Annotated in this window: 23 protein-coding genes and 1 tRNA gene; 11 read left to right on the top strand and 13 right to left on the bottom strand. The window is 66.4% G+C overall.

The genetic code is table 11. The features are described from left to right. Window positions 1-121: 121 nt before the first annotated feature. Genes ASE66_RS16830 through ASE66_RS16820 form a run of 3 tightly spaced genes read left to right on the top strand, consistent with a single transcriptional unit; the run spans window position 122 to window position 4,808 of the window. A complete protein-coding gene (locus ASE66_RS16830; protein WP_057190836.1) occupies window positions 122-1,672 on the top strand; it encodes an AbgT family transporter in 1,551 nt (516 codons plus the stop codon). Between the two features lie 53 nt (window positions 1,673-1,725). Then, window positions 1,726-2,931 carry a M20/M25/M40 family metallo-hydrolase gene (locus ASE66_RS16825; RefSeq protein WP_413814274.1) on the top strand — a complete coding sequence of 402 codons (1,206 nt, stop codon included), beginning with the start codon at window positions 1,726-1,728 and terminating at the stop codon, window positions 2,929-2,931. 47 nt (window positions 2,932-2,978) lie between these two features. Beyond that, window positions 2,979-4,808, top strand: coding sequence for an SLC13 family permease (locus ASE66_RS16820; protein ID WP_057190835.1), 1,830 nt, complete (start codon window positions 2,979-2,981; stop codon window positions 4,806-4,808). A gap of 352 nt (window positions 4,809-5,160) precedes the next feature. Here the strand turns inward: ASE66_RS16820 and ASE66_RS16810 are convergent. The 6 genes from ASE66_RS16810 to ASE66_RS16785 all read right to left on the bottom strand — a co-directional run bounded on the left by ASE66_RS16810 (window position 5,161) and on the right by ASE66_RS16785 (window position 10,229). Beyond that, window positions 5,161-5,236: transfer RNA gene (locus tag ASE66_RS16810), tRNA-Ile, on the bottom strand. A 74-nt stretch (window positions 5,237-5,310) separates the two neighbouring features. Then, complete coding sequence (locus ASE66_RS16805) at window positions 5,311-5,949, bottom strand: ferric reductase-like transmembrane domain-containing protein (RefSeq protein WP_057190833.1); 639 nt, start codon at window positions 5,947-5,949, stop codon at window positions 5,311-5,313. Window positions 5,950-6,096: 147 nt separating this feature from the next. Next, a partial coding sequence (locus ASE66_RS16800; protein WP_244494955.1) for a twin-arginine translocation pathway signal occupies window positions 6,097-6,447 on the bottom strand: 351 nt, incomplete at its 3' end. A 250-nt stretch (window positions 6,448-6,697) separates the two neighbouring features. Next, on the bottom strand, window positions 6,698-9,094 hold the full coding sequence (locus ASE66_RS16795; RefSeq protein WP_057190832.1) for a methyl-accepting chemotaxis protein: 2,397 nt from the start codon (window positions 9,092-9,094) through the stop codon (window positions 6,698-6,700). Window positions 9,095-9,454: 360 nt separating this feature from the next. Continuing rightward, a complete protein-coding gene (locus ASE66_RS16790; RefSeq protein ID WP_057190831.1) occupies window positions 9,455-9,865 on the bottom strand; it encodes an acyl-CoA thioesterase in 411 nt (136 codons plus the stop codon). Then, a complete protein-coding gene (locus tag ASE66_RS16785) occupies window positions 9,858-10,229 on the bottom strand; it encodes a hypothetical protein (RefSeq protein ID WP_057190830.1) in 372 nt (123 codons plus the stop codon). Before ASE66_RS16785 ends, ASE66_RS16790 begins: the two co-directional genes overlap by 8 nt. A gap of 139 nt (window positions 10,230-10,368) precedes the next feature. Here ASE66_RS16785 and ASE66_RS16780 point away from each other — a divergent pair, with 139 nt between their 5' ends. Together ASE66_RS16780 and ASE66_RS16775 are read left to right on the top strand one after the other, a co-directional pair. Beyond that, on the top strand, window positions 10,369-11,181 hold the full coding sequence (locus ASE66_RS16780) for a helix-turn-helix domain-containing protein (protein ID WP_057190829.1): 813 nt from the start codon (window positions 10,369-10,371) through the stop codon (window positions 11,179-11,181). 72 nt (window positions 11,182-11,253) lie between these two features. Continuing rightward, a complete protein-coding gene (locus ASE66_RS16775) occupies window positions 11,254-11,673 on the top strand; it encodes a VOC family protein (RefSeq protein ID WP_057190828.1) in 420 nt (139 codons plus the stop codon). Between the two features lie 141 nt (window positions 11,674-11,814). Here the strand turns inward: ASE66_RS16775 and ASE66_RS16770 are convergent, their stop codons facing one another. Continuing rightward, window positions 11,815-13,041 carry an MFS transporter gene (locus ASE66_RS16770; protein WP_057190827.1) on the bottom strand — a complete coding sequence of 409 codons (1,227 nt, stop codon included), beginning with the start codon at window positions 13,039-13,041 and terminating at the stop codon, window positions 11,815-11,817. 190 nt (window positions 13,042-13,231) lie between these two features. On the opposite strand from ASE66_RS16770, the gene ASE66_RS16765 reads away from it, so the two are divergent. Continuing rightward, entirely contained in the window at window positions 13,232-14,248 is a 1,017-nt protein-coding gene (locus ASE66_RS16765; protein WP_057191113.1) for a 2-dehydropantoate 2-reductase, read from the top strand. 1 nt (window position 14,249) lies between these two features. Here the strand turns inward: ASE66_RS16765 and ASE66_RS33825 are convergent, their stop codons facing one another. Together ASE66_RS33825 and ASE66_RS16755 are read right to left on the bottom strand one after the other, a co-directional pair. Then, window positions 14,250-15,464 (bottom strand): putative bifunctional diguanylate cyclase/phosphodiesterase, encoded by a 1,215-nt coding sequence (locus ASE66_RS33825; protein WP_057190826.1) that lies wholly within the window; start codon window positions 15,462-15,464, stop codon window positions 14,250-14,252. Between the two features lie 270 nt (window positions 15,465-15,734). Then, a complete protein-coding gene (locus ASE66_RS16755; RefSeq protein ID WP_057190825.1) occupies window positions 15,735-16,022 on the bottom strand; it encodes an HlyU family transcriptional regulator in 288 nt (95 codons plus the stop codon). A 216-nt stretch (window positions 16,023-16,238) separates the two neighbouring features. On the opposite strand from ASE66_RS16755, the gene ASE66_RS16750 reads away from it, so the two are divergent. From ASE66_RS16750 to ASE66_RS16740, 3 genes are all read left to right on the top strand, one after another. Then, entirely contained in the window at window positions 16,239-16,553 is a 315-nt protein-coding gene (locus ASE66_RS16750) for a hypothetical protein (protein WP_057190824.1), read from the top strand. 154 nt (window positions 16,554-16,707) lie between these two features. Further along, complete coding sequence (locus ASE66_RS16745; protein ID WP_057190823.1) at window positions 16,708-17,079, top strand: hypothetical protein; 372 nt, start codon at window positions 16,708-16,710, stop codon at window positions 17,077-17,079. After that, entirely contained in the window at window positions 17,076-17,639 is a 564-nt protein-coding gene (locus tag ASE66_RS16740; protein WP_162262499.1) for a TetR/AcrR family transcriptional regulator, read from the top strand. Before ASE66_RS16745 ends, ASE66_RS16740 begins: the two co-directional genes overlap by 4 nt. A 4-nt stretch (window positions 17,640-17,643) precedes the next feature. Here ASE66_RS16740 and ASE66_RS16735 read toward each other — a convergent pair whose 3' ends face one another. Genes ASE66_RS16735 through ASE66_RS16725 form a run of 3 tightly spaced genes read right to left on the bottom strand, consistent with a single transcriptional unit; the run spans window position 17,644 to window position 19,013 of the window. Beyond that, complete coding sequence (locus tag ASE66_RS16735) at window positions 17,644-18,069, bottom strand: secondary thiamine-phosphate synthase enzyme YjbQ (RefSeq protein ID WP_057190821.1); 426 nt, start codon at window positions 18,067-18,069, stop codon at window positions 17,644-17,646. Further along, entirely contained in the window at window positions 18,069-18,680 is a 612-nt protein-coding gene (locus ASE66_RS16730) for a LysE family translocator (protein ID WP_057190820.1), read from the bottom strand. Before ASE66_RS16730 ends, ASE66_RS16735 begins: the two co-directional genes overlap by 1 nt. Before the next feature lie 57 nt (window positions 18,681-18,737). After that, a complete protein-coding gene (locus ASE66_RS16725) occupies window positions 18,738-19,013 on the bottom strand; it encodes a hypothetical protein (protein ID WP_057190819.1) in 276 nt (91 codons plus the stop codon). A 223-nt stretch (window positions 19,014-19,236) separates the two neighbouring features. Between ASE66_RS16725 and ASE66_RS16720 the strand changes: the two genes are divergently transcribed. Together ASE66_RS16720 and ASE66_RS16715 are read left to right on the top strand one after the other, a co-directional pair. Then, window positions 19,237-19,482, top strand: a complete 246-nt coding sequence (locus ASE66_RS16720; RefSeq protein WP_057190818.1) for a DUF2798 domain-containing protein — start codon at window positions 19,237-19,239, stop codon at window positions 19,480-19,482. Between the two features lie 197 nt (window positions 19,483-19,679). After that, window positions 19,680-20,708 (top strand): hypothetical protein, encoded by a 1,029-nt coding sequence (locus tag ASE66_RS16715; protein ID WP_057190817.1) that lies wholly within the window; start codon window positions 19,680-19,682, stop codon window positions 20,706-20,708. A 74-nt stretch (window positions 20,709-20,782) separates the two neighbouring features. On the opposite strand, the gene rpoD is transcribed toward ASE66_RS16715, so the two are convergent. After that, the gene (gene rpoD, locus ASE66_RS16710) at window positions 20,783-22,798 is read right to left on the bottom strand and encodes an RNA polymerase sigma factor RpoD (protein WP_057190816.1); all 2,016 of its coding nucleotides are present in this window, start codon (window positions 22,796-22,798) and stop codon (window positions 20,783-20,785) included. Between the last annotated feature and the right edge of the window lie 36 nt (window positions 22,799-22,834).

Genomic DNA, 22,834 nt, shown 5'->3' with positions numbered 1-22,834 from the left:
AGCGATACCCGAGAGTTAGAATTCGCCTCCGAGGTTGAAATCTTGCGGCTTTGTGGGCTTCCAGGTCCTGCGCGGCGGCCGCAGGTCTTCAGCTGAAGGTCTCGGCTCAAGGGGGAATGCGATGACAACCGCCACCGTCGCGCCAAAGACGACCATGCAGCGCTTTCTCGACACCGTCGAGAAGGTCGGAAACATGGTGCCTCATCCGGTCGTCATCTTCCTGATCCTGATCGGCATCGTCATCGCCCTGTCGGCCGTGCTGGGGCTCTTCGGTACCGCAGTGACCTACGAGCGGATCAACCCCGACACGCACAAGATCGAGGCGGCGAGCACGGCGATCCAGAGCCTGCTGACGATCGACGGCATCCGCTTCATGTACTCGTCGCTGATTCCGAACTTCATGAGCTTCACGGCCGTGGGCCTCATGATCGTCGCGATGATCGGCGCCGGCGTCGCCGAGGAATCCGGGCTTGTCACCGCGCTGATCCGCAAACTGGTGATTGTCTCGCCGCACTGGGCGCTGACCTATATCCTGGCCTTCGTCGGCATCATCGCCAGCATCGCGGCCGATGCGGGCTATCTCGTGCTGATCCCGCTGGCCGGCATCGCCTATCTCGCGGTCGGGCGCCATCCCGTCGCAGGCCTGGCGCTCGGCTTCGCCGCGGTCGCCGGCGCCTTCACCGTCAACATGCTGATCAAGCCGCTCGATGCGGTTCTGGTCGAGTTCACCAACGACGCCGCCCGCCTCGTCGACCCCAACCGCACGATTGGCCTCGCCTCCAATCTCTGGTTCTCGATCGCCTCGGTGCTGTTCCTCACCGTCATCATCGCGTTCATCACCGACAAGATGATTTCGCCGCGCCTGGGAACCTACGATCCGAAGCTGGCGGCCGAAGGAACGGTCACCGAGCAGGGCGCCGTACTGTCCGAGGCGGAGTCGCGCGGTCTTCGCTTCGCCGGATTCGGCCTCCTCGCGCTGGTTGCGGTGTTCTGCCTGCTGACGCTCCCCGCGGGCGCGCCCCTGCGCAACCCGACGACCGGCGAATTGATCGGCAACTCGCCCTTCATGAACGGCCTGATCGCGTTGATCATGCTGTTGTTCCTGGTCACCGGCTGGGCCTATGGAATCGGCGCCGGCACTCTGAAGACGCTGGCGGAGGTCATCGCCGCGATCGAGAAATCGATCAAGAACATGGGCGGTACGATCTTCCTGTTCTTCGTGCTCAGCCAGTTCGTCGCCTATTTCACCTACACCAATATCGGCACTGTGATGGCGCTGAGCCTCTCGGGCGTGCTGCAGGCCGCCAATATCGGCGCATTGCCGCTGCTGCTCGGCTTCATCGTGGTGGTCGCGATCATCGACCTGCTGCTCACCGGCGCGATCGCGAAATGGGCGATCTTCGCCCCCGTTTTCGTGCCCCTGCTGATGAAGCTCGGCGTCGAGCCGGAAGCCGTGCTCGCAGCCTATCGCATCGGTGATTCACCGATGAACGCGATCACGCCGCTCAACGCCTATTTCGCCCTCGTGGTCGGCTTCATCCAGAAATACGACAGGAACGCCGGCGTCGGCACCGTGGTCTCGCTGATGCTGCCCTATGTCGTGTGGATGTTCGTGCTGTGGACGGCGCTCTTCGCCATCTGGAAGATGCTCGGCCTGCCCTGGGGCCTGTGAGCCCGGCCGCCCAGCACCGCGACATCGCCTCTCACCTTTATCGGATGGACATCATGAGCAGCCCCAGCGTTCCCCTCGACGTCGAAGCCGCCATCGCACATCTCATGCGCTTCCTCTCGGTCGAAGGCGTGACCGGCAAGGAAGCCGATATCGGCGCCGCGGTCAGCGAAGCGCTGAAGGCGGTCGGCGTGCCGGCCTCCGCGATCCGCTTCGATGACGCCAACAAGCGCATCCCGCTGCCGACCGAGACAGGCAACCTCATCGTCGACCTGCCCGGCACCAAACCGGGACCGCGCCTGCTATTCTCGACCCACCTCGATACCGTCCCGCTCTGTGCCGGCGCCAAGCCGAAGCGCGAGGGTGGCCGCATCGTCTCCGACGGCACGACCGCGCTCGGCGGCGATGCCCGCACCGGCGTGGCCCTCCTCGTCGTGCTGGCCGAGACGCTGATCAAGCACAAGCTGCCGCATCCGCCGATCACGCTGCTCTTCACGGTGCGCGAGGAAAGCGGCCTGCACGGCGCGCGCGAGCTCGACCCGAAGGATCTCGGCGGCGCTGTCATGTGCATCAATGTCGACGGCCAGCTCGCCTCCGAACTGCTGATCGGCGCAGTCGGACAGGAGAACTGGGAGGTCGAGATCACCGGCAAGGCCTCGCATGCCGGCGTCGCTCCGGAAAAGGGCATCTCGGCGACGCTCGTCGGCGCGATCGCGCTCGCGGAAACCCGCCGCGAGGGCTGGTTCGGCAAGATCGTCAAGGCGGACGGGCGCGGCACCAGCAATGTCGGCATCTTCGGCGGCAAGGGCGGCACGGTTGCCGCCGGCGACGCGACCAACGTCGTCACCGACTATGCCTATATCCGCGGCGAGGCGCGCAGCCCGGAGGCCGCCTTCGCGACCAAGATCGCCGAGGCCTTCAAGGCAGCCTTCGCCAAGGCACAGGCCGAGGTCAAGGACGATGCCGGCGAAACCGCGCAGGTGAAGTTCAGCCACAAACCGGCCTATCCGCCCTTCGAGCTCGCCAAGGATTCGCCGGTGGTCAAGCGCGCTGCCAAGGCGCTGGGCGTGCTCGGCATCGAGCCGGTCTATCTGTTCTCCAATGGTGGCCTCGACGCGAACTGGCTCGACAAGCATGGCGTCCCGACGATCACCATCGGTGCCGGCCAGGCCGAGATCCATACGATCAAGGAATATGTGAATCTCGACGAGTATGAGAAGGGCTGCCGCCTCGGCATCCTGATGGCGACGCTCGAAGACTGACCCCCAACAGGGTCTGCGAGCGAGCAGGACCCACAAGGAGCCGCCGCGTGAGCCCGATCGCCTATACCGGCCTCATCATCGCCATCACTGTCGTCCTGTTCATCACGAACAAGGTGCCCGTCGTGCTCGTCGCGATGGGCACCGCCTTGGGCCTCTGGGCGACCGGCGTGCTCACCTTGCCCCAGGCGCTCGCCGGTTTCGGTGACCCGGCCGTCATGTTCATCGCCTCCCTGTTTGTCGTCAGCTCCGGGCTCGAGGTCACCGGCGTCACCGCCTGGGCCGGCCAGCTCCTGATCAAGGGTGCGGGCGAGGAAAGCCGCACGCGCCTGCTGCTGATGATGATGGGGCTGGTTGCGCTGCTGGTCGCGCTGATCAGCCTCAATGGCGCGGTCGCCGCGCTGCTGCCGGTTGTGGTCGTCATTGCGGTCCGGCTCAAGCGCAACTCCTCGCAACTGCTGATGCCGCTCGTCTTCGCCGGCCATGCCGGCTCCATGCTGGCTCTGACCGGTACGCCGGTGAACGTGCTGGTCTCCGAGGCCGGGCTCGATGCCGGTGTCGGCGGCTTCGGCTTCTTCGAGTTCGCGCTGGCCGGCATCCCGCTGCTCGCCGGCACCATGGCCATCATCGTCCTGTTCGGCGAGAAGCTGCTGCCGCAACGCAATGGCGCGACCATGCCGGCGGATTTCAGCCGCCACGCCAAGACACTGGTCGAGCAATACGGGCTGGCCAGCGGCCTCCATCAATTGCGCGTCCGCGCGACCTGTCCCTATGTTGGGCAGGCCTCCGCCGGGATCGACCTCGGCTCATGGTCCGGGCTGCAGCTCGTCGCGATCCAGGACGGCGACACCGCCGGGCCGCTGCGCCGCACGACGATCGCCGAGGGCGACCATCTGCTGCTGCGCGGCGACGCCGAAGCCGCGGCCAATTTCGCTGCGCAGATGCATCTCGCCTTCCGTGAGGAGGGTACCGGAGACAGCGAGGAGACCCTGTTCAACCGCCGCTCCGGCCTCGCCGAAGTTGTGATCCCGCCGCGTTCCGGCCTGATCGGCCAGACCGTGTTCCCCGGCATGGTCACCGAAAGCGGCGACCTGATCATCCTCGCCGTGCAGCGTGGCGCGGGCGAAGCGCCGAGCGCCGGTGCGACGAAGGTGGCTGGCGTCGTGCTCCAAGCCGGCGACACCATGTTGCTGCAAGGCACCTGGAAGGCGTTGGACACCCATCTCGACGACCCCGACGTCCTCGTCGTCAGCTCCCCGGAGCTGGTGCGGCGCCAGGCCGTGCCGATGGGCCCCGGCGCCAAGCAAGCGATCGTCATCCTGTTCGCGATGGTGCTGATGCTGGCGACGGGCATCGTCCCATCCGCCGTGGCGGGGCTGCTGGCGGCCGGCGCCATCATCCTCTGCGGCATCATGACCGTCGAACAGTCTTACCGCGCGATCGGCTGGACAACCGTGATTTTGGTTGGGGCGATGATGCCGCTTTCCACCGCGATGATCGAGACCGGAGCGGCGACAATGCTGGCCGACCGCCTCGTCGCGCTGGTCGGTGATGCCGGCCCGACGGCGCTGCTCGCCGGCCTGTTCGTGCTGACCGCGGTGCTTGGCCAGCTCATCAGCAACACGGCGACGGCGCTGATCATCATCCCGATCGGCGTCGCCGCCGCCACCGCCATGGGCATCTCGCCGCGCCCGGTGCTGATGAGCACGGCCGTCGCGGCGGCCGGCGCCTTCCTGACGCCGATCGCCACCCCGACCAACCTGATGGTGATGGGACCGGGCGGTTATGTCTTCAGCGACTACTGGAAGCTTGGCCTGCCGCTTCTGGCCTGGTTCTTTGTCGTCGCGGTCTTCATCGTTCCGCTGATCTGGCGTTTCTGAAGAGAACTATAAAGAGAAGCTGGCGTATTGGAGATTGGCCCTGAAGCCGTCGATCACGACGTTCGATGGCGTCCTGAAAAGCGGACTGCAGATTTCTTCCGACAGCCTTAGGAGCGATACTGCCGATGTGAACCGCCCTGTCCTGGTCGCCAGGGCGGCGCGCCATCGGATCGCTGCCGTCGGAGCAGGAACGGCCTCATCGATCTTATCGATCTCGACGGAATCGAGGAGGTCGAAGACCCCGTTTCCGAGGACGAAGCCTGAATAAATCTTTCCCACTTTCGAGCCGGGTTGCAGGCGGCGGGAAAATCAGGCGAAAAAGCGCAATATTTTCAATGAAATCACAAAGGAATGGTGGGCCGGGCCGGACTCGAACCGGCACCGGCGCTGTTATGAGCAGCGAGCTCTAACCATTGAGCTACCGGCCCACCGCAGCCCTAGCATCCGGCCGGTCAGGCGTGCAACGGCTTTGCCGCGAGCGTGACGCTCCGGTCCGGTAGCACTAGGCGCGTTGCAGATTGCGGCGCCGGCGCAGGGGACCGAGGACGTTGATCTCGAGCGCGCCGACCGTGGTCGCAGCCAGCGCGGCGATGCAGACCATGAGCTTCGAAATCTCCTCCATCGCGCCCTCGATCAGGATGGCGTGAACGACACCGGCGCTAACGATCGCCACGGCCAGCACGCTGTGCGCTATGCGCCAGTTCCGGTGGGAGAAGCGCAAGCGCCGGCGCGTCGCGGCGAGGATGGCGGTGAGGATGAGGCACCACAGGCTGATCACGCCGTAAAGCGAGAACGGCGTCGGCGCGACTAGCAGCAGCGCGTCCATCACGTCGTCGGGGCTATAGGCGTAGAGCGCCCCTATATGCAGTCCGACTGTGGCGACGATCGCGATTCCGCCCCAACGATGCCAATGCAGCCCCCGCGCGGCCGGCATCAGGACCGGAGCGGTCGCGGTCAGCAGCGGCTGCACGAACAGCAGGCTGAGCGCCACCACGCCGGCCATGCCGCCGATGACCCAGAGAAGCTCACGACCGCGCTGCAGCGGGCTCAGCGCCGCCGCGACCACGGGGATAGTGGCGACGGCCGCGATCGCCAGCCAGGCGATGCCCCGTCGGCCCGTGTCAGCTCGACTTGCCGGCATTGCCCGCAGCGGGAGCGAGGACGAAGTCGACGGCCATGCTCTTATCGTGCCGGCTGTTCAGCACCGGCCGCAGGAACAGGGTCGCAAAGCCGGGATCGTCATAGGCGATGTGGATGTGCGGTTGGCCGAACTGCGGAACGATCGGCNGAGCCGATAGCGGCCGTTCGCATCGGTCATGACGCTGCCGCGATTGCTCGGCTCGCGCTCGCCGCCACGATCGGTCGCGGCCCAGATCTGGATCCGGACATTGCGCAGCGGCTCGCCATTGCCGGCCCTGCGCACGAGTCCTGAGGCAACGAAACCGGTTCCGAGGTTCTCGACCAGAGCCGCGCCCGGCATGTAGTTGTTGGCGCCGCCGGGCATCGTCTGGGTCGGGGTATGGCCGCCAGTCTGCGCGCTCGCGGTAGCAAGATGGCGTGGCAGCAGGCCGACGACGCCGGCAGCCGCTGCGCCAAGCAGCAGGATTCTGCGGTTGGGATGGATGATCGTCACGGTCATGATCTGATCCTCGCCATTTGTATCTGACGTCAGGAAAGACTTTTGGGCGGCACGGCCCGGAGGCAGCCACAGGCCCGTCCGACGCATCGTCTTGTCCGTCCATCTAAGGAGCGACGGCCAGCGAAGTCCATCGGCTGGGCCATCACCTTCACGTCATGCCGGCGTGAGGCGGCGGCCGGCAGCGCATGAAAAACGCCGTCGCTCTGTGGGAGCGGCGGCGTTCTGGTGAACCCGGTTTCGGCGTCCTGGATCAGGCCGCGCGCGCCTGCTCGTGATCGTGCTCCGCCCCGCCCTCGCGGAAGCTGAAGCGGGCGATGTGCTCCGTCAGCGAACGGGTCTGCTCGTCGGTGAGGGCGAGCGCGGCATTGGTCTCCTCGACCAGCGCGGCGTTCTGGTGCGCCATGGTGCCGATCCCGTCGATCTCCTTGTTGATCGTCGCGACATCGCTCGCCTGGCCGCGAGCCGTCTGCGAGATGCCGTTCATCAGCGCCGAGAGATCGTTGACCGAGGTCAGGATGCTGCCGAACACGGCCGAGCTCTGCTCGACCAGGCCGACGCCGACCTTGACGTCGCCATGGGCCGCCTCGACCAGCTTCTTGACGTCGTTCGAGGCGTCGGCCGAGCGCTTGGCCAGGCTGCGCACCTCGCTGGCGACGACGGCGAAGCCCTTGCCGGCGTCGCCGGCACGGGCCGCTTCCACCGCCGCATTCAGCGCCAGCAGGTTGGTCTGGAAGGCGATCTCGTCGATCATCGAGATCACCTCCGAAATCTTGCTGGAGGAGACGCGGATGCGGTGCATCGCTTCCAGTGCCGAGGCGACGACCTGCTCGCCCTGCTGGGCCCGCTCCTCGGCGCTCTGGGCCATGCCGACCGCCTGCGCGGCGTCCTTGGCGGTCTTCTGGACATTGGTCGCGAAGGCGCCGAGCTGGTTGGTCGCCACCGAGACCGCATTGCTCTCCTCGCTGGTACGCTCGGCGAGGTCGGTGACGCCGTCGAGGATCTCGCTGGTCGCGCTGCGCACGGCCGAGACCGTCTCCGAGAGGCGCGCCAGCGTGCTCTCGAACTCGCCGGCGAGGCTGTTGGTGCCGTTCTTGAGCTCGGCGAAGGCGCCCTGGTAGCGGCCTTCGACGCGGGCGACCAGGCGGCCGTCCGAGAGGTGGCCGAGGACCTCGCAGGTCTCGGACAGGCCGGTCTGGACGGTCTCGAGCAATTCGTTGACCGAGCCTGCCAGCGCGTTGAGCTCGGCATCGGCGAAGTTGGCGTCGACGCGCCGGCCGAAATCGCCCTGCGCCGCCGCTGCGACGACCACGCCGAAGGCCTCGCCGAGCTCGGCCATCATCTGCCGGCGCTGCTCGCGGGCGCGCTCCTCGTCCTCGACCTTGGCGAGCTCGGCGGCGCGCAGCGCCACCGCATTGTCGCGGAAGAGCAGCACGCTCTTCGAGATGTCGGCGATCTCGTCATTGCCCTTGGTCTCGACATGGGTCTCGAGCTCACCGTCGGCGATCGCCCTGGTGGCGGCCCAGAGCCGGTTGAGGCGGCCGACGATCTGGCGCCGGACATAGAACAGCGCCAGCGCCAGCGCGACGACGAGCGAGCCGAGGCCGATCATGCCGAGCCAGAGCTTGCTGGTCTCGATCAGCTTCTGCGTCGAGCCGACGGCAGCCTGAGCCTCGCCGCGCGCGCCCTGCACCAGCGCGTCGACCTCGCGGCGCAATTGAGCCGCTGCCTGATCGACCTCCTTGAGGCCGCGCGTGATGCCTTCGCGGGTGGTGATGTCGCGGTTGCGGATGTCGACCAGCCCGTCGCTGCCTTCGCCGACCGCGATCAGGTCCTCGACCGTCTTGGCCCGGGCCTTGTTGACGGTGATCTTCTCGGCGTCGGCGAGCAGGGTCCGCAGCCGATAGGCGATGCCGTTGAAGCGTTCGCGAGCAAGGCTGAGCTTCTCCTTGTCGTTGATCTGGGCGATCTCGCGCAGCACGCCGACCATCTCGTTGACATTGGCCTGCAGCGTGCGCGCCAGGTCGAAGATGGCGAAGTCGCGGTCCATCAGCGTCTTGACTGCGCCGGTCAGCGCTTCGCCGGAGAGCACGGCGAGATCGTCGAGCCCGAAGGTCACCGCGAACTTGGCCTGCTCGGCCTCGCCGCTGGCCGCCTTGACGAAGGCCTCGTAGGCGGTCCCGAGCTTCTCCAGCGCGGCGGTGCCTTCCGCGGCGTTGCGCAGGCGCTCGCCGGTCAGGTCGTTGATGTCGTTGATCTGGCGCGAGAGGCCGTCGAGCGCGGCCTGCGCCTTCTTGTTGTCGACATTGCCCTCGCCGATCTTGCGGACCAGGTCGAACTGCCGGGCCTCGACCTTGTCGAACTCGCCGGTCAAAGCTGCGCGCTCGCGTACGCTCTGCACTTCCATGAAGCGCGGCGCCAGCGCCGTCGAGGCTGTGGCCGCCTGCGACAGTTCGAGCGCCAGCTCGACCACCGGCATCTTGCGCTCGACCATGTCGGCGACCGTGCTGCCGACCCGGCCATAGGAGAACCAGGCGACCAGAGAGGCCGCGATCGTCAACACCGTCAGGACGCCCAGCGCGGCATAGATGCGCGCGGCGATCCCGATACGTGACGCCTTCTGGCGCGCGGGCTTCACAGTCTTCGACATTGACGCGGTACTCCTGAAGGCATCCCCGGCAGCGCGGCGCTGGCCAGGAGCGGACACGGACGATGGGGCGAGCGGCCGACGATGGTCGGCCTCAGAACGGGTTACGATCTCGATGATGTGCGGCGACGGCTCGTCGGCACGGCGCCATGTTCCGGCGCTGGCGCAAGCCAAACCACGCTCGCCGGCAAGCGACGGCGATCGATCATGCAGGACCTCCCAGCCCCCTGACAGAGCGGTCCCGATGGACCGGCCGACGGCAGAATTGCGGCGGTCCACTTAAAGAACGTTTAAGTTGTCGGATTCTTCTGAATCACTCGACGATGGGGCCGGTTCACATCTCGTTAGGGTTTGCGCACCACGTCAGCCGGCTGGCATCGGCGGCACCGGGCGCGGCTTGCCGTCATCGTCGATCGCGACGAAGGTGAAGCTCGCATCGGTGACCTTCTCGTGCAGCGTGGTGCGGAAGCGCCTGGCCCAGGCCTCGACCTGGATCTTCATCGAGGTGCGCCCGACCGACTTCACCGAGGTGTAGACGCTGAGCACGTCGCCGACCTTGACCGGACGGATGAAGGTCATCGCCTCGACCGCGACCGTCACCACGCGTCCTTGCGCCCGGTCGACCCCGGCGATGCCGCCGGCCTGGTCCATGCGCGACATCACCCAGCCGCCGAAGATGTCGCCGTTGGCGTTGGTGTCCGCCGGCATGGCGATGGTGCGCACGGTCAAGGTGCCGCAGGGTTCTTCGGCAGGATTCGCGCCAGGCTCAGTCATCGTTGCCCTTCCCCTCTTCGATATGGAAGGAGTGGAGCACACGATGCAGGATGGGCGCCAGCACGAAGCCGGTGGCGATCACCACAAACAGCCCCGAGAAGAGCGCATAGGCTCCCGCGAAGATCTTGCCGCCGACGGTCTTGAGCTCGGCGACCGGCCCCATGCCCGACAGGATCATCGCCGCGTTGACGAAGGCATCGACGGCGCTCATGCCCTCGCTGGCAGCGTAGCCCGCCATGCCGATCGCGAGCCCGATCACGGTCAGCGCCAGCCAGAGCAGCACCGCCCGGCCCAGGCGCATAGCAAAGCGCCGTATCGGGACCAGCCGCTCATGGCGGCGTTCGAATTGCATCAGGCGTGGCATCACCACCTCGTCAGTTCGGCCGATCGAGGCAGCCTCGGCAGAGCGTCGGACGGTCTGGTCATGAGCATGGCATACCCCCTTTGCCGTTGAGCCGGCAGCCGATACGCGCCACTATCCGCCGAAGACCGCGGGGCCGGCAATGCAAGCGGATTGGGAACTGGTGCGGGCGCCGCCGCGGCCCGATCTGGCGGGCGCCGTGCTCGGCTACACGGGCTATCGCGAGCACCGCGCCGAACCCATCTTGCGCCGCGAAGTGCCGGTGCTCGTCCTGCCGCTGATCGTCAACTTCGCCGCCCCCTTCATGCTGTCCGTCGCTGGCGGGCAAAGCACCGCGCCGCAAGGCTTCGCAGCCGGCCTGATCGACCGCCCCGTCCTGGTTTCCTCAACCGGGCTCGCCGCCTGTGTGCAGGTCGATTTCACCCCCGCCGGCGCCTATGGCTTCTTCCAGCTCGACCAGCGTGACATGGCCGGCCGCATCGTTGATCTCGACGATCTCGGCGAGCTGCGTCTTCTCGGTCCGCGCCTGCGCGAATGCCGGTCCTGGGCCGACTGCTTTGCTTTGCTCGATCGCGTCATCAGCCAGAGGCTGGCGCGCGGGCGCAGCCTGTCGCCGGAGGTCGCCGGCGGCCTTGCCTGGCTGACGGCGCGGCGCGGCAGGGGCCGCATGCGCGACCTCGCAGCTGCGGCCGGCTGGAGCGAGCGCCACCTGACCCGGCGTTTCGTCAGCGAGACCGGCGTCGGGCCGAAGACCATCGCCCGCATCCTGCGCTTCGAGCATGCCCGCGAACTGGCCGGGCAGCAGGAACCCGGAGGCTGGGCCGCGATCGCCCAAGCCGCCGGCTATGCCGACCAGGCCCATATGACCCGGGAATTTGCTGCGCTATGCGGCCTACCGCCAACCGCCCTCGCCCGCAACGACGCCGGCGAGCACGGCATACTGGAGTCCGCCTGACGTCCGATTCTTTCAAGACGGCGCGCGCCCGGTCGGCTTTTCTGGCGCGACACGCAACCGGAGATGCCGCCAATGCCGCAACCAGCCGCAATCTATTTCGGCCTCCGCTACCGCAACGCGGTGAAGATGGTCGACTGGCTCATCGAGGCCTTCGGCTTCGAGAAACACGCCGTATTCCTCTCGGAGGACGGCAGCAAGGTCGTGCACGCCGAGTTGCGGCTCGGCGAGGGCATCGTCATGTTCGGCTCGAGCGAGGGCACCGACTTCGCCAAGCTGGTAAAGACGCCCGCCGAGCTCGGCGGCACCACCGCCTCGCCCTATATCGCGACGACGGATATCGACGCGCTCTGCGAACGGGCCCGCAAGGCCGGCGCCGAAATCTGCATGGAGCCGACCGACCAGCCCTATGGCAGCCGAGACTTCATCTGCAAGGACCCGGAAGGCCACGTCTGGTGCTTCGGGACGTATCGGCCGGGAACTGCTTCAGCCTGATCGAGAGCCGGAACAAGTGGAGCCCTCATCCTGAGGAGCCGCAAAGCGGCGTCTCGACGGATGGTCCAGGAGGCTCTGGAACCAGCTGGAGCGTCCTTCGAGACGCAGACCAACGTCTGCTCCTCAGGATGAGGGCTTGCGTTATGACGCTGCCGCCAGCTTTGACCGCGCCTTCAGCATCAGCCAGCAGACGATCGAGAGGTTGATCAGGTTCCAGGCCAGGCCGTTGAGGAAGGCGAGCCGGTAGGACGAGGTCGCGTCGAAGATCAGGCCGGAGACCCAGCCGCCGAAGGCCATGCCGAAGACCGTCGCCGACATCACGATGCCGATGCGCATGCCCGCCTCGCGCGGTGGCATGTAGTCGCGGATGATCACCGCATACATCGGCACGATCCCGCCCTGGAACAGGCCGAAGATGCCGGTGACGATGAAGAGCGAGCTCAGCCCGTCGAACCAGAGATAGAGGAAGAGCGCCATGCCCTGCATCACCGAGGACAGAGCGAGCGTCGCCGTGCCGCCGATCTTGTCGGCTATGAAGCCGGAGCTGACCCGGCTGACGATGCCGAGCGCCATCATCACCGTCAGCATCTCGGCGCCGCGGGCGACGCCATAGCCGAGATCGCTGCAATAGGCGACGATATGGACCTGCGGCATCGACATCGCGACGCAGCAGCAGAAGCCAGCCACGACCAGCAGCAGCTGCAGCTGGTTCGGCGACAATCCGAGGCTGCCGCGCGCGCCAGCGCTCACCGCCTCGGCAGCAGCGATGCTCGCCGCGTTCGGCCGGCGCCGGAACAGCGGCGCCAGCGGCAGCATCACCGCGAGGCAGGCGATACCGAGCCAGAGATGGGTGGTGCGCAGGCCATGCGTCTCGACGCCCCAGTTGATCAGCTGCGGCCAGAACATGCCGGCGAGGTAGCTGCCAGAGGCGCCGAAGACGACGGCGAGGCCGCGATAACGCCGGAACCAGTGCGAGAGATCGGCGATCAGCGGCGAGAAGCCGGTGGCGGCGCCGAGCCCGATCAGGAAGCCATGGGCCAGGGCGAACTGCCAGAGCGAGCCGGCGATCGAGGCGAGAGCATAGCCGGCGCCCAGCAGCACCGCGCCGAGCACGATCGGCATGGCGATGCCGACACGATCGGCCAGCCGGCCCATCGCGATGTTGCCGACGCCGAAGCCGATCATCGCGAAGGTATAGGGCAGCGAGGCGTCGGCGCGCATCACGCCGAACTCCTGCTGCACCGCCGTCACCACCACGACCGCCGACCACGAGCCGACGCAGGCGATCGTCCCGACCAGCAGGGCGAGCGCAAGCCTCATCCAGGCATAGGCTGAATCCGGCGCGTAGCGCGCGTCCTGGGCGTTCATGTTTCCTCGCCATGCGATCGGAGAAAGTTTTTCTCCGTGCCTGAGCATTAGGCAGCGCCGGACAGGGCCACAAGCGCGCGGGCAGCGGGGCGACGCAGCGCCGATGTGGGGTTCGGACCGCCTCCCCTGGCGATGCGCTTGCCATGGAAGCAGCCCGCTCGGCATGCTGGCCGCCTGTCGCGAGGGGATGATGGCGAGAATCTCGATCTACGGCGCCGGCGCGATCGGCTGCTATCTTGGCGGCCGCCTCGCCGCGGGCAGCGCCGAGGTCAATTTCATCGGCCGCTCCGGCATCGGTGAGGAACTCCGCCGGCACGGCCTGACGCTGACCCATTATGGCGGCGGCGACTGGCGCGTTCTGCCGGAGGCGATCGCCTTCTCGGCCGAGCCGGGTGCAGCGGCGGCAGCCGACCTGATCCTCGTCACGGTGAAATCCGGCGCCACGGCGCAGGCCGCCGCCGAGCTGGCCGGCATCGTCGGGCCGAACGCCGTCGTGATCAGTTTTCAGAACGGCCTCGGCAACACCGGGACGCTGCGTGCCGCCCTGCCCGGCCGCACGGTGCTCGCCGGCATGGTGCCGTTCAACGTGGTCAGGCGCGGCCCCGGCGCTTTCCATCAGGCGTCGGAAGGCGAGCCCGAAGTCGCGGACTCGGCCAAGCTCGCGCCTTTCCTGGCCGATTTCACCCGCGCCGGCTTCGCCCTGCGCCGGCACCGCGACATGCTGCCGGTGCAATGGGCCAAGCTGCTCTTCAACCTCAACAATGCGGTCAACGCCCTCTCCGGCCTGCCATTGCAGCAGGAGCTGGCGCAGCGCGACTATCGCCGCTGCCTTGCCCTCGCCCAGGCCGAGGCGCTCGTTCTTCTGGCGCAAGCCGGCATCCGGCCAGCCCGGCTGACGCCTCTGCCGGCACGCTGGATCCCGGCTCTGCTGCGCCTGCCCGATGTGCTCTTCGCCCGTCTCGCCCGCAAGATGCTCGCGATCGACCCGCTGGCGCGCTCCTCCATGGCCGACGATCTCGCCGCCGGGCGTAGGACCGAGATCGACTGGATCAATGGCGAGGTGATCAGCCTCGCCGAGCGGCTCGGGCAGCGGGCGCCGGTGAACGCGCGCCTGGTTGCGCTGATCAAGGCTGCGGAAATCGACAAGGCGAGCTGGAGCGGCAAGGCCTTGCTCGCCGAGTTGCAGGCAACCGGCGGGCGAGGTTAGCTCAGCCCTTGCGACCGGTCAGGTCGGCATATTGCTCCGGCGGCAGCGGCCGTCCGAGCATGTAGCCCTGCATGTAGTTGCAGCCCTCGTCGATCAGGAAGTCGAGCTGCTCGCGCGTCTCGACGCCCTCCGCCACCACCTCGATGTCGAGCGCATGGCCGAGCGCGATCACCGCGCGCGTGATCGCCGCCGCCTCCGAGGCGACGCCGAGATTGGCGACGAAGCTGCGGTCGATCTTCAGCGTCGAGAGCGGGAACATGTGCAGATAGGAGAGCGAGGAGTAGCCCGTCCCGAAATCGTCCAGCGCGATGCGCACGCCGAGCGCCTTGATCCGGTGCAGCACCAGCATGGTCCGGTCGAAATCGGTGATCATCACCCCTTCGGTGATCTCGAGCTCGAGCCGCTCCGGCTCGAGGCCGGTCTCCATCAGCACCTCGTCGATCAGCCCGGGCAGGTCGCCATGGCGGAACTGCAGCGGCGAGACGTTGACGGCGATGCGCAGCGGCTTTTCCCAGCTCGCCGCCTCGGTGCAGGCCTGGCACAGAAGCTCCCGCGCCAGAGGCAGGATCAGCCCGCTCTCCTCCGCCGCCGGGATGAATTCGGATGGCGGGATCACGCCCCGCTCGGGATGGACCCAGCGCGCCAGTGCCTCGAAGCCGGTGAGGACGCCTGCCGCCGAGAAGACCGGCTGATAGTGCAGGTGCAGCTGCTTTTGCGCGATCGCTGCCGCGAGTTCTTCGGCGAGGTCGTGGGTGGGCGATGCGGTATCGCTGCCGGCCTGCGGGCCGGTGCTGACGTCGACCATCACATTGACCGCACCGGTGAGCTTGCCTTCGGCATCGTAGAGCGGCGTCGGCAGCGGCATGAAGCGCACGCGGCTGCCGTCGGGCCGCTCGGCCAGCGCTTCGATGCCGCGGACTGCCCGCCTCTCGCGCAGTGCGACCGCCAGCGGACAGTCCTCATGCGCCAGCGGCGAACCATCGACCTGGAAGAGACGGTGGGCGATGCACCAGCGGTCTTGGCCGAGCTGCGGCTCGCGGCCAACGAGCCGGGCAGCCGCCTGATTGAAATAGGTCACGCGCCCGTCGGCATCCGTCGCATAGAGCGCCAACGGCAATTGCGCCACGACTTCGCGGAACCAGCTGTCGTCGGCGACGCCGGCTTGCGCACCCGAAGGTTCATCCGGCTTCTGGCTGCCGGGGGAATTGGGAGGCATGCGGACGATCTCGGTACGACGAACAACGTGATGGCATCAAAGCGGGAAAAACCGAATAAAGTTTTAAATGGCAGAGGCGAATCCGACAACCCAGCCAAATAGCTATTTTGAAGAGATCAAAAGCCGCAGTGAGCTCCGTATTATTTGAATCAAATTTAGACGATTTCGTAGGGAAATCGCAATGGTCGCTTAGATTTAAAATTTTGAATCAATATTGAGCCAACAATATTGGAACAACATCCATGCATAGAACAGAGATTACCATAAATCCTATTTGAACAGTCGTTCGCCTTGCTCGTCGATCAGCTGCCTGGCCTTGATGATGGCGAAGTCCGCCGCCTCCTCGGCGCCCGGGAAGCGGTCGGCCCGGATGAAGCGGTGGCTCTTCATCTCGCCGTCGATCTCCTTCTCGATCACCCCGGAAAGCTGCTGCTGCCCGCCTTCGGGAAACGGCGTCGCATGGATGGTGAAGCCCAAGTACTCGGTGCTTTTCAGCGGCCCGGCTGGAGCGGCCGGCTTGGCTTCCTTGCGACCGAAAAGGGATTTGAGAAAGGACATGGCGAGCTCCGTCTGTCCGCGCTGTATAGCGCAGATGCGGACCATTTGGCCAAGGGCGATCCTTCAGCATGGCAGCGCCGCCGATGCCCCGGCCACGCGACGCTCTGCGCCTCTGGTGCCCCGGCATCGACATCACCATGTCTTTTAAGACAGGGCGGAAAAGCTGCGCCCGTCCACCTCCGCGCGCTTTCCTGCCGCCCTGTCGCAGGAGCAGCCATGACGCGCTTCCTCACATCCTGCCTGCCGATCGCGCTGGCGCTGGCATTGTCCCCCGACATGGCTCGGGCGCAGGCTCCCGCCGGCATTCCTTGCGCCGAGCGCGGCACAGCGACGAGCCAGCTGCATGAACTCTATGGCGAGCGCCGAATCGGCTACGGCCTCGCGGCGAACGGCAGCGTGATCGAACTCTTCGCCTCCCCGAGCGGCTCCTTCACCCTGTTCGCGACGTTTCCCGAAGGCGTGAGTTGCCTGATCGCCACCGGCCAGTCCTGGGAACCGCCGCCGGAGCCCGAATACTACGCAGGGCGGTGATCCCATCCCGCTTCGGACCACAGTCGCCGCGCTCGCTTTCTCCGCATCGCACTCCCCCCTCCTGCCATCGGGACCGTCCTCCGCCTGCAGTTCGAAGGCTTGCTTCCTCTCGAAAATAATACCATACAGTACGGTATATTTTCGAGAGGTCGCCATGAACGCCTGGCTTGCCCTTGCCGCCGCGCTCGCCGCCGCCACGACCCTGATCCACGTCATTCTCGGCGGCCGGCATGTCGCCACGCCCCTGCTGGTGACAGAGCGGCTGCACGCCGTGCCGAAATTCACCATGTATTACTGCTGGCATCTGGTGACGATCGTGCTCGCCGCGCTGGCGCTCGCATTCGGCCTCGTCGCGACCGGCCAGGGCAGCCGCGACCTCGCCCTCTTCGCCACTGCCGGTGCGGCGCTGTTCTGCCTCTGGAGCCTCGGCATGATCGGCCTGTTTCGCCTGCGGATCGCGCATTTCCCGCAATGGGCGCTGTTCGCGGCGATTGCGATCAGCGGTGCGATCGGCCTGTGGCGGTGACCTCCCCTGCCCCGCGCCGCTTCCGCCGGAGTGACTGGCTCGGGCTCGGCCTCACCGCGCTCGCCGAGCAGGGGCCATCCGGATTGACGATCGAGGCGCTCTGCCGCCGCGCCGGCAAGACGAAAGGCTCCTTCTACGCGCATTTTCCGGCGATCGAGGCCTATCTCGCCGCGCTCGCCGCACATTGGCGCGAGACCTATACGCTGCGCCTGATGCAGGAAGCCGACAAGGGCGGGCCGGCGCAGGACCGCCTGGTCGCGCTCGACAGGATGGCGCTCGCCCTCGATGTCCGCGTCGAGCAGGGCATGCGCCGCCTCGCCCAGCTCGATCCCGGCGTGGCCGCGACCTGCGCCGAGGTCGACCGCGAGCGCATCGTCTATCTGGAAAAGCTTCATGGCGAGAGCGGGCGCTTCACGGCGCGGGAAGCCCTCGCTCTCGCCCGCGTCGAATACGCCGCCTTCATCGGCTTCCAGCAGCTCGATCTCGGCCTGTCGCCGGACGACCTGCACGAATGCTACGGCACGTTCATGCGGTTGCTGGCCCGCCCTGTTACGGGCTGACCGCTCAGGCCAGATGCAGCACGACCTCGCGCCGATGCGGGCTGGTGCGATGCTCGAACAGGTAGATGCCCTGCCAGGTCCCGAGCGCCAGCAGGCCGCCGCTGACGGGAATGGAAAGCGAGACCGGCAGCACCGCCGCCTTGATATGGGCCGGCATGTCGTCCGGCCCCTCGGCGCGATGGGTGAGATAGGCCATCGACGGATCGTCCGCGGGCGGCACGAGCCGGGCGAAGAAGGCGGCAAGGTCGCGCCTGACGTCAGGGTCGGCATTCTCCTGGATCAGCAGCGAGCAGGAGGTATGGCGCACGAACAGCGTCAGCAGGCCGACATCGAGCGCCGTCTCACGCACGAAGCGGGCGACCGCGTCGGTGAATTCGTAGAGCCCCGCCCCGCGCGTCTCGATCGAGAGGCGGGTCTGCTTGCCTGCCATTACCGCTCGGTCAGCGCGAGCTTCGCGCCCAGCGCGACGAAAGCGGCCGCGAAGGTACGCCGCAGCCACGCCATCACCGCCGGTCGGCTCACCACCTTGTCGCGCATCGCCGCGGCGAACAGGCCATAGAGCGCGAAGACGACGAAGGTCATCGCCATGAACACGCCGGAGAGCTCGAGCATGCGCGCCATCGGGCTCGCCTCGTCGGCGGCGATGAACTGCGGCAGGAAGGCGACGAAGAAGATCGAGAGCTTGGGGTTGAGCACGTTGAGCGCGAGGCCGTCGACCAGCACGCGCCAGGCCGAGCGCTTGTCGGCCGCGGCCTCGACGCTGAGCGCGCCCTGCTCCTTCAGCGTCTGCCAGGCCATCCAGAGCAGATAGGCGACGCCGGCATATTTGACGATCGAGAAGGCGAGAGCGCTGGCGTGCAGCAGCGCCGCCAGGCCCATCATCGCGGCGAGCAGATGCGGCACGATGCCGAGCGTGCAGGCAAAGGACGCGAGCACGCTGGCCTTGGCTCCGCGCGTCAGCCCGGCGGCGATGGTGTAGATCGCACCCGTCCCGGGCGAGGCGACGATGATCAGCGAAGTCAGCAGGAATTCGAGGGACATGCCTTGCTCCACTTACCGCGATGGCCCCGCATCGATATCCCTGTCGCGGACGGCTTGCTAGCCCAGCCCCTCGAAGATGCCGCCGATCACCGTGACGACGGCCTCCCCGGTCGCGACCACGACGGTGCCCGCGCCTTCGACCACGGTGCCGACGATCTCAACGGCGACGCCAATTGCTTCGATCGAGACGTTGCTGGCGACATCGAGGACACCCTCGGCGATGTCGCCGGCAGCCGAACCTTCCTCTTCCTGCTTCTTCTGCTGGGGTGGAAGGTTGGCCTGCAGCGCCGCCTTGGCGGCCTCGATCTCGGCGGCGGTCGGGATACCGGTCATCTATAGCTCCTCCAGGGGAAGCCTCGATTGTGAGGCTCACCCTAGCAGAACTGTGGCTGCCTGGACCGATTCTGCTTGCCTCCGGCCCGGATGGGTCGTAACGGCGGCGCGCGTCCCTTTGGATGGCCGTAAGCGTCTCACGTCAGGCAACGCATCCCCCGGCTTAGCGCCGCCAGGATGCCAGAAGGCCATGACGGCTGAGCCTGTCCTTACGGATGTTCCCATGAACCGTTTCCGCAAATTGCCGGCGCGCTATGGCGCGCTCGTCACCCCGTTGATCCTGTCGGGCCTGATGACCCTGATCGTCTCGGGAATCTCGACGCTGCGCGTCCTTGGGCCGACACCGGCCTTCCTGCAAAGCTGGCCCGGCGCCTGGGGCCTGTCCTGGCTGATCGCCTTCCCGGTGCTGCTGCTGGCGCTGCCGGTGGCGCGCAAGCTCACCGGGATGCTCGTCGCGCCGGCGGGCTGACCGTCCCGCGGAGGGTGGCTCGCGCCGCCCTTCACGACGCGGCGGCAGGTCGAAAGCCGCTCTGAAAAGCCCAATCGCCCCGCGGCCCCGCGGTCGAACCGATCGCGGCGAACTGCTGTTTTCCGGGCTCGCAGAATGGCCCTGCATGGCGGCCACCCCCTTGAAATACCTCAATTACCTCCAACAAAGGCGGAAACATGCAAAAGAATATTTCGGTTGTCTGTTATGATCTTCCCACGATCAGCCGGTTCTTTCGCTCTTGCGCACTCGTCATCGCCAGCCAGCAATCCCTGAAAATCGAATGGGAGACATATCGGGACAGCAAGGTGATCAATGCGATCTACACGGTCTTCTTCTGGAAAGAGCCGCCTGGCATCGCCGTCGTGCGGGAAGGTTCCCCGGAAAAAGTCGAACGCCGCACCAACGAACTGCACGAGCGCTATCTTCTGGCCTGGGTCCGCAAGCTCTCCGAAGAGGGTCCTGGCGCGGCGCAGGGATATGTCACGACCATGGGGCAGCTCCGCGACATGGCGCGGAAGGACATCCAGAATTTTTACCGGAACGCCTCGGACATCAATAGCGACGTCATCCGGGAAACCCAGGACGGAATAGACAATCTAGCCGCCATCAAGCTCGGCGCCCAGGTCGGTGTCGCCGTCCTTGGGGCCGTGGTCGGCATCGGATTTGTCGCCCCCGCATTGGTCGGCGGGACCCTGACAGCCGGCGGCGGCCTAACGATTCTCGGCGTCAAGGCGGGAGCGGGAGCGACGGCATTTGCAGCCACGGGCCTCGCTCATTCGGTCACCCATTCGGTCATCAAGAGTTGGGACGCCGGCGCCGGTGCTCAAGTGGCAGGGATTGCGATGGAAGGAGGGAAGGCCGGGGGCAGCGAACTGGCAGGAAAGGGGGCAACGCGTGTCCTCGACAAAGCTCTCGCAAACTCGGCGAACGCCGAAAATATCGTCCGCTCGGTCCAGGGCGAGATCAATAAGCAGTCAGCTCGACTCGCTCAGCAGACGTTGACCAGGAAAGCGTCCGAGAAGGCCTCCCAGCGCATAGTCGAAGACACCGCGCGCTTGACGACGCGTACGGCGGAACTGGCAGCGCGCAACCGCAACGTGGCCCTCGCCAAAGCCGGCGGCGTAACTGTCCCCGTCGTCTTCGCGGCCTGGGATATCATGGATGCGATCAGCGACTATCGCGAGACCACGGCGGCCAATCGCTAGAGCCGGATCTGCGAGACGACGATCGCTTGCACAAAAAGAAACGGGGCGCCGAAGCGCCCCGTTCGAAACCCGTCTCAATTGTCCAGGAAGCTCCGGAGCTTCCGGCTGCGGCTCGGGTGCTTGAGCTTCCTCAGCGCCTTCGCCTCGATCTGGCGGATGCGCTCGCGGGTGACGCTGAACTGCTGGCCGACCTCTTCGAGCGTGTGGTCGGTGTTCATGCCGATGCCGAAGCGCATGCGCAGCACGCGCTCCTCGCGGGGGGTCAGCGAGGCCAGCACCCGCGTCGTCGTCTCGCGCAGATTGCTCTGGATCGCGGCGTCGATCGGCAAGATCGCGTTCTTGTCCTCGATGAAGTCGCCGAGGTGAGAATCCTCCTCGTCGCCGATCGGGGTCTCCAGCGAGATCGGCTCCTTGGCGATCTTCAGGACCTTGCGCACCTTCTCCAGCGGCATGGCCAGCTTCTCGGCCAGCTCTTCCGGGGTCGGCTCGCGGCCGATCTCGTGCAGCATCTGGCGCGAGGTCCGGACGATCTTGTTGATCGTCTCGATCATGTGCACCGGGATGCGGATGGTGCGGGCCTGGTCGGCGATCGAGCGGGTGATCGCCTGCCGGATCCACCAGGTCGCATAGGTCGAGAACTTGTAGCCACGGCGGTACTCGAACTTGTCGACCGCCTTCATCAGGCCGATATTGCCTTCCTGGATCAGGTCGAGGAACTGCAGGCCGCGGTTGGTGTACTTCTTGGCGATCGAGATCACGAGACGCAGGTTCGCCTCGATCATCTCCTTCTTGGCCTGCCGGGCCTCGCGCTCGCCCTTCTGGACCATCAGCACGATCTTGCGGAACTCCTGGATCTCCAGGCCGGTCTCCGAGGCCATCGTGTGGATGTCCTCGCGCAGATCCTTGATCCGATCCTTCTCCTGCGCGACGAACTCCCTCCAGCCACGCGAGCCGAGCTTGGAGACGCGCAGCAGCCACTTCGGATCGAGCTCGCCGCCGATATGCTGCTTCAGGAAATCCTCGCGGCCGACGCCATAGCTCTCGGCGAGACGCAGCAGCCGGGTCTCGTGCGAGATCAGGCGCTTGTTGATGTCGTAGAGCTGCTCGACCAGCGCCTCGATGCGGTTGTTGTTGAGCGAGAGCGACTTCACCGCGACGATGATGTCGTCCTTCAGCTTCTTGTATTTGCGGTCCTGCGACGGCGAGAGCTTGGTGTTCTCCAGCCGGTTGGCGATGTCCTGATCCTGCAGGCGGCGCAGCTTGGTGTAGTTGCTCGCGATCGAATCGAAGGTCTCGAGCACACGCGGCTTCAGCTCGGCTTCCATGGCCGAGAGCGAGACGTTGTTCTCGATATCGTCGTCATCCATGCCCTCGGGTGGGGTCTCGCCCTCCGGCGTCGCCTCCTCGGCGGCTTCCGCACCTTCCTCGCCCTCGCCCGGCAGTTGCTCCGGGTTCTTGCCGTCAGGGCCGGCATAGGTCGCTTCGAGGTCGATGATGTCGCGCAGGAGGACCTTGCCCTCGTTGAGCTCGTCGCGCCAGATGATGATCGCCTGGAAGGTCAGCGGGCTCTCGCAGAGCCCGGCGATCATCGCCTCGCGGCCAGCCTCGATGCGCTTGGCGATCGCGATTTCGCCCTCGCGCGAGAGCAGCTCGACCGAGCCCATCTCGCGCAGATACATGCGGACGGGATCGTCGGTGCGCTCGGTCGGCTCGAGATTGCGCTTGGTCTCGACCGGCAGCGATGGGCGCGAAGCCTCGACAAGATCGCCGCCCTCGGCCTCGTCCTCGCTATCGTCCTTGCCGCGGGCCGCGCGCTCTTCGCCGGCCGATTCCGGATCCTCGTTGTCGACGACGTTGATGCCCTGCTCGCTGAGCTGGCCGAGCACGTCCTCGATCTGCTCGGAAGAGAATTCCTCCGAAGGCAGGACCTCGTTCAATTCATCATAGGTGACATAGCCGCGCTTCTTGGCGAGCTTGATCATCCGCTTGACGGCCTGATCCGTGAGATCGAGGAGCGGGCTGTCCGTGCTCGGGGGCGCTTCCGGGGAACCCGGTTCGGACTTGTCCCGCTCGCTCACTTTGGTCGCCATCAATCAGCGCTCCACCATCTTGCGCGCCGGAGGTAG

The sequence above is a fragment of the Allobosea sp. Root483D1 genome, assembly GCF_001429505.1.
Classification (GTDB): Bacteria; Pseudomonadota; Alphaproteobacteria; order Rhizobiales; family Beijerinckiaceae; genus Allobosea.
The sequence above is the reverse complement of the archived record's forward strand: the minus strand, read 5'-3'. Positions and strand labels throughout refer to the sequence as shown.

Excerpts from the sequence above, each read along its gene's own strand:
- ASE66_RS16830 (WP_057190836.1), top strand. The coding sequence starts at position 122 with ATGACAACCGCCACCGTCGCGCCAAAGACGACCATGCAGCGCTTTCTC.
- ASE66_RS16825 (WP_413814274.1), top strand. The coding sequence starts at position 1,726 with ATGAGCAGCCCCAGCGTTCCCCTCGACGTCGAAGCCGCCATCGCACAT.
- ASE66_RS16805 (WP_057190833.1), bottom strand. The coding sequence starts at position 5,949 with ATGCCGGCAAGTCGAGCTGACACGGGCCGACGGGGCATCGCCTGGCTG.
- ASE66_RS16795 (WP_057190832.1), bottom strand. The coding sequence starts at position 9,094 with ATGTCGAAGACTGTGAAGCCCGCGCGCCAGAAGGCGTCACGTATCGGG.
- ASE66_RS16790 (WP_057190831.1), bottom strand. The coding sequence starts at position 9,865 with ATGACTGAGCCTGGCGCGAATCCTGCCGAAGAACCCTGCGGCACCTTG.
- ASE66_RS16785 (WP_057190830.1), bottom strand. The coding sequence starts at position 10,229 with ATGCCACGCCTGATGCAATTCGAACGCCGCCATGAGCGGCTGGTCCCG.
- ASE66_RS16780 (WP_057190829.1), top strand. The coding sequence starts at position 10,369 with ATGCAAGCGGATTGGGAACTGGTGCGGGCGCCGCCGCGGCCCGATCTG.
- ASE66_RS16775 (WP_057190828.1), top strand. The coding sequence starts at position 11,254 with ATGCCGCAACCAGCCGCAATCTATTTCGGCCTCCGCTACCGCAACGCG.
- ASE66_RS16770 (WP_057190827.1), bottom strand. The coding sequence starts at position 13,041 with ATGAACGCCCAGGACGCGCGCTACGCGCCGGATTCAGCCTATGCCTGG.
- ASE66_RS16765 (WP_057191113.1), top strand. The coding sequence starts at position 13,232 with ATGGCGAGAATCTCGATCTACGGCGCCGGCGCGATCGGCTGCTATCTT.
- ASE66_RS33825 (WP_057190826.1), bottom strand. The coding sequence starts at position 15,464 with ATGCCTCCCAATTCCCCCGGCAGCCAGAAGCCGGATGAACCTTCGGGT.
- ASE66_RS16755 (WP_057190825.1), bottom strand. The coding sequence starts at position 16,022 with ATGTCCTTTCTCAAATCCCTTTTCGGTCGCAAGGAAGCCAAGCCGGCC.
- ASE66_RS16750 (WP_057190824.1), top strand. The coding sequence starts at position 16,239 with ATGACGCGCTTCCTCACATCCTGCCTGCCGATCGCGCTGGCGCTGGCA.
- ASE66_RS16745 (WP_057190823.1), top strand. The coding sequence starts at position 16,708 with ATGAACGCCTGGCTTGCCCTTGCCGCCGCGCTCGCCGCCGCCACGACC.
- ASE66_RS16735 (WP_057190821.1), bottom strand. The coding sequence starts at position 18,069 with ATGGCAGGCAAGCAGACCCGCCTCTCGATCGAGACGCGCGGGGCGGGG.
- ASE66_RS16730 (WP_057190820.1), bottom strand. The coding sequence starts at position 18,680 with ATGTCCCTCGAATTCCTGCTGACTTCGCTGATCATCGTCGCCTCGCCC.
- ASE66_RS16725 (WP_057190819.1), bottom strand. The coding sequence starts at position 19,013 with ATGACCGGTATCCCGACCGCCGCCGAGATCGAGGCCGCCAAGGCGGCG.
- ASE66_RS16720 (WP_057190818.1), top strand. The coding sequence starts at position 19,237 with ATGAACCGTTTCCGCAAATTGCCGGCGCGCTATGGCGCGCTCGTCACC.
- ASE66_RS16715 (WP_057190817.1), top strand. The coding sequence starts at position 19,680 with ATGCAAAAGAATATTTCGGTTGTCTGTTATGATCTTCCCACGATCAGC.
- rpoD (WP_057190816.1), bottom strand. The coding sequence starts at position 22,798 with ATGGCGACCAAAGTGAGCGAGCGGGACAAGTCCGAACCGGGTTCCCCG.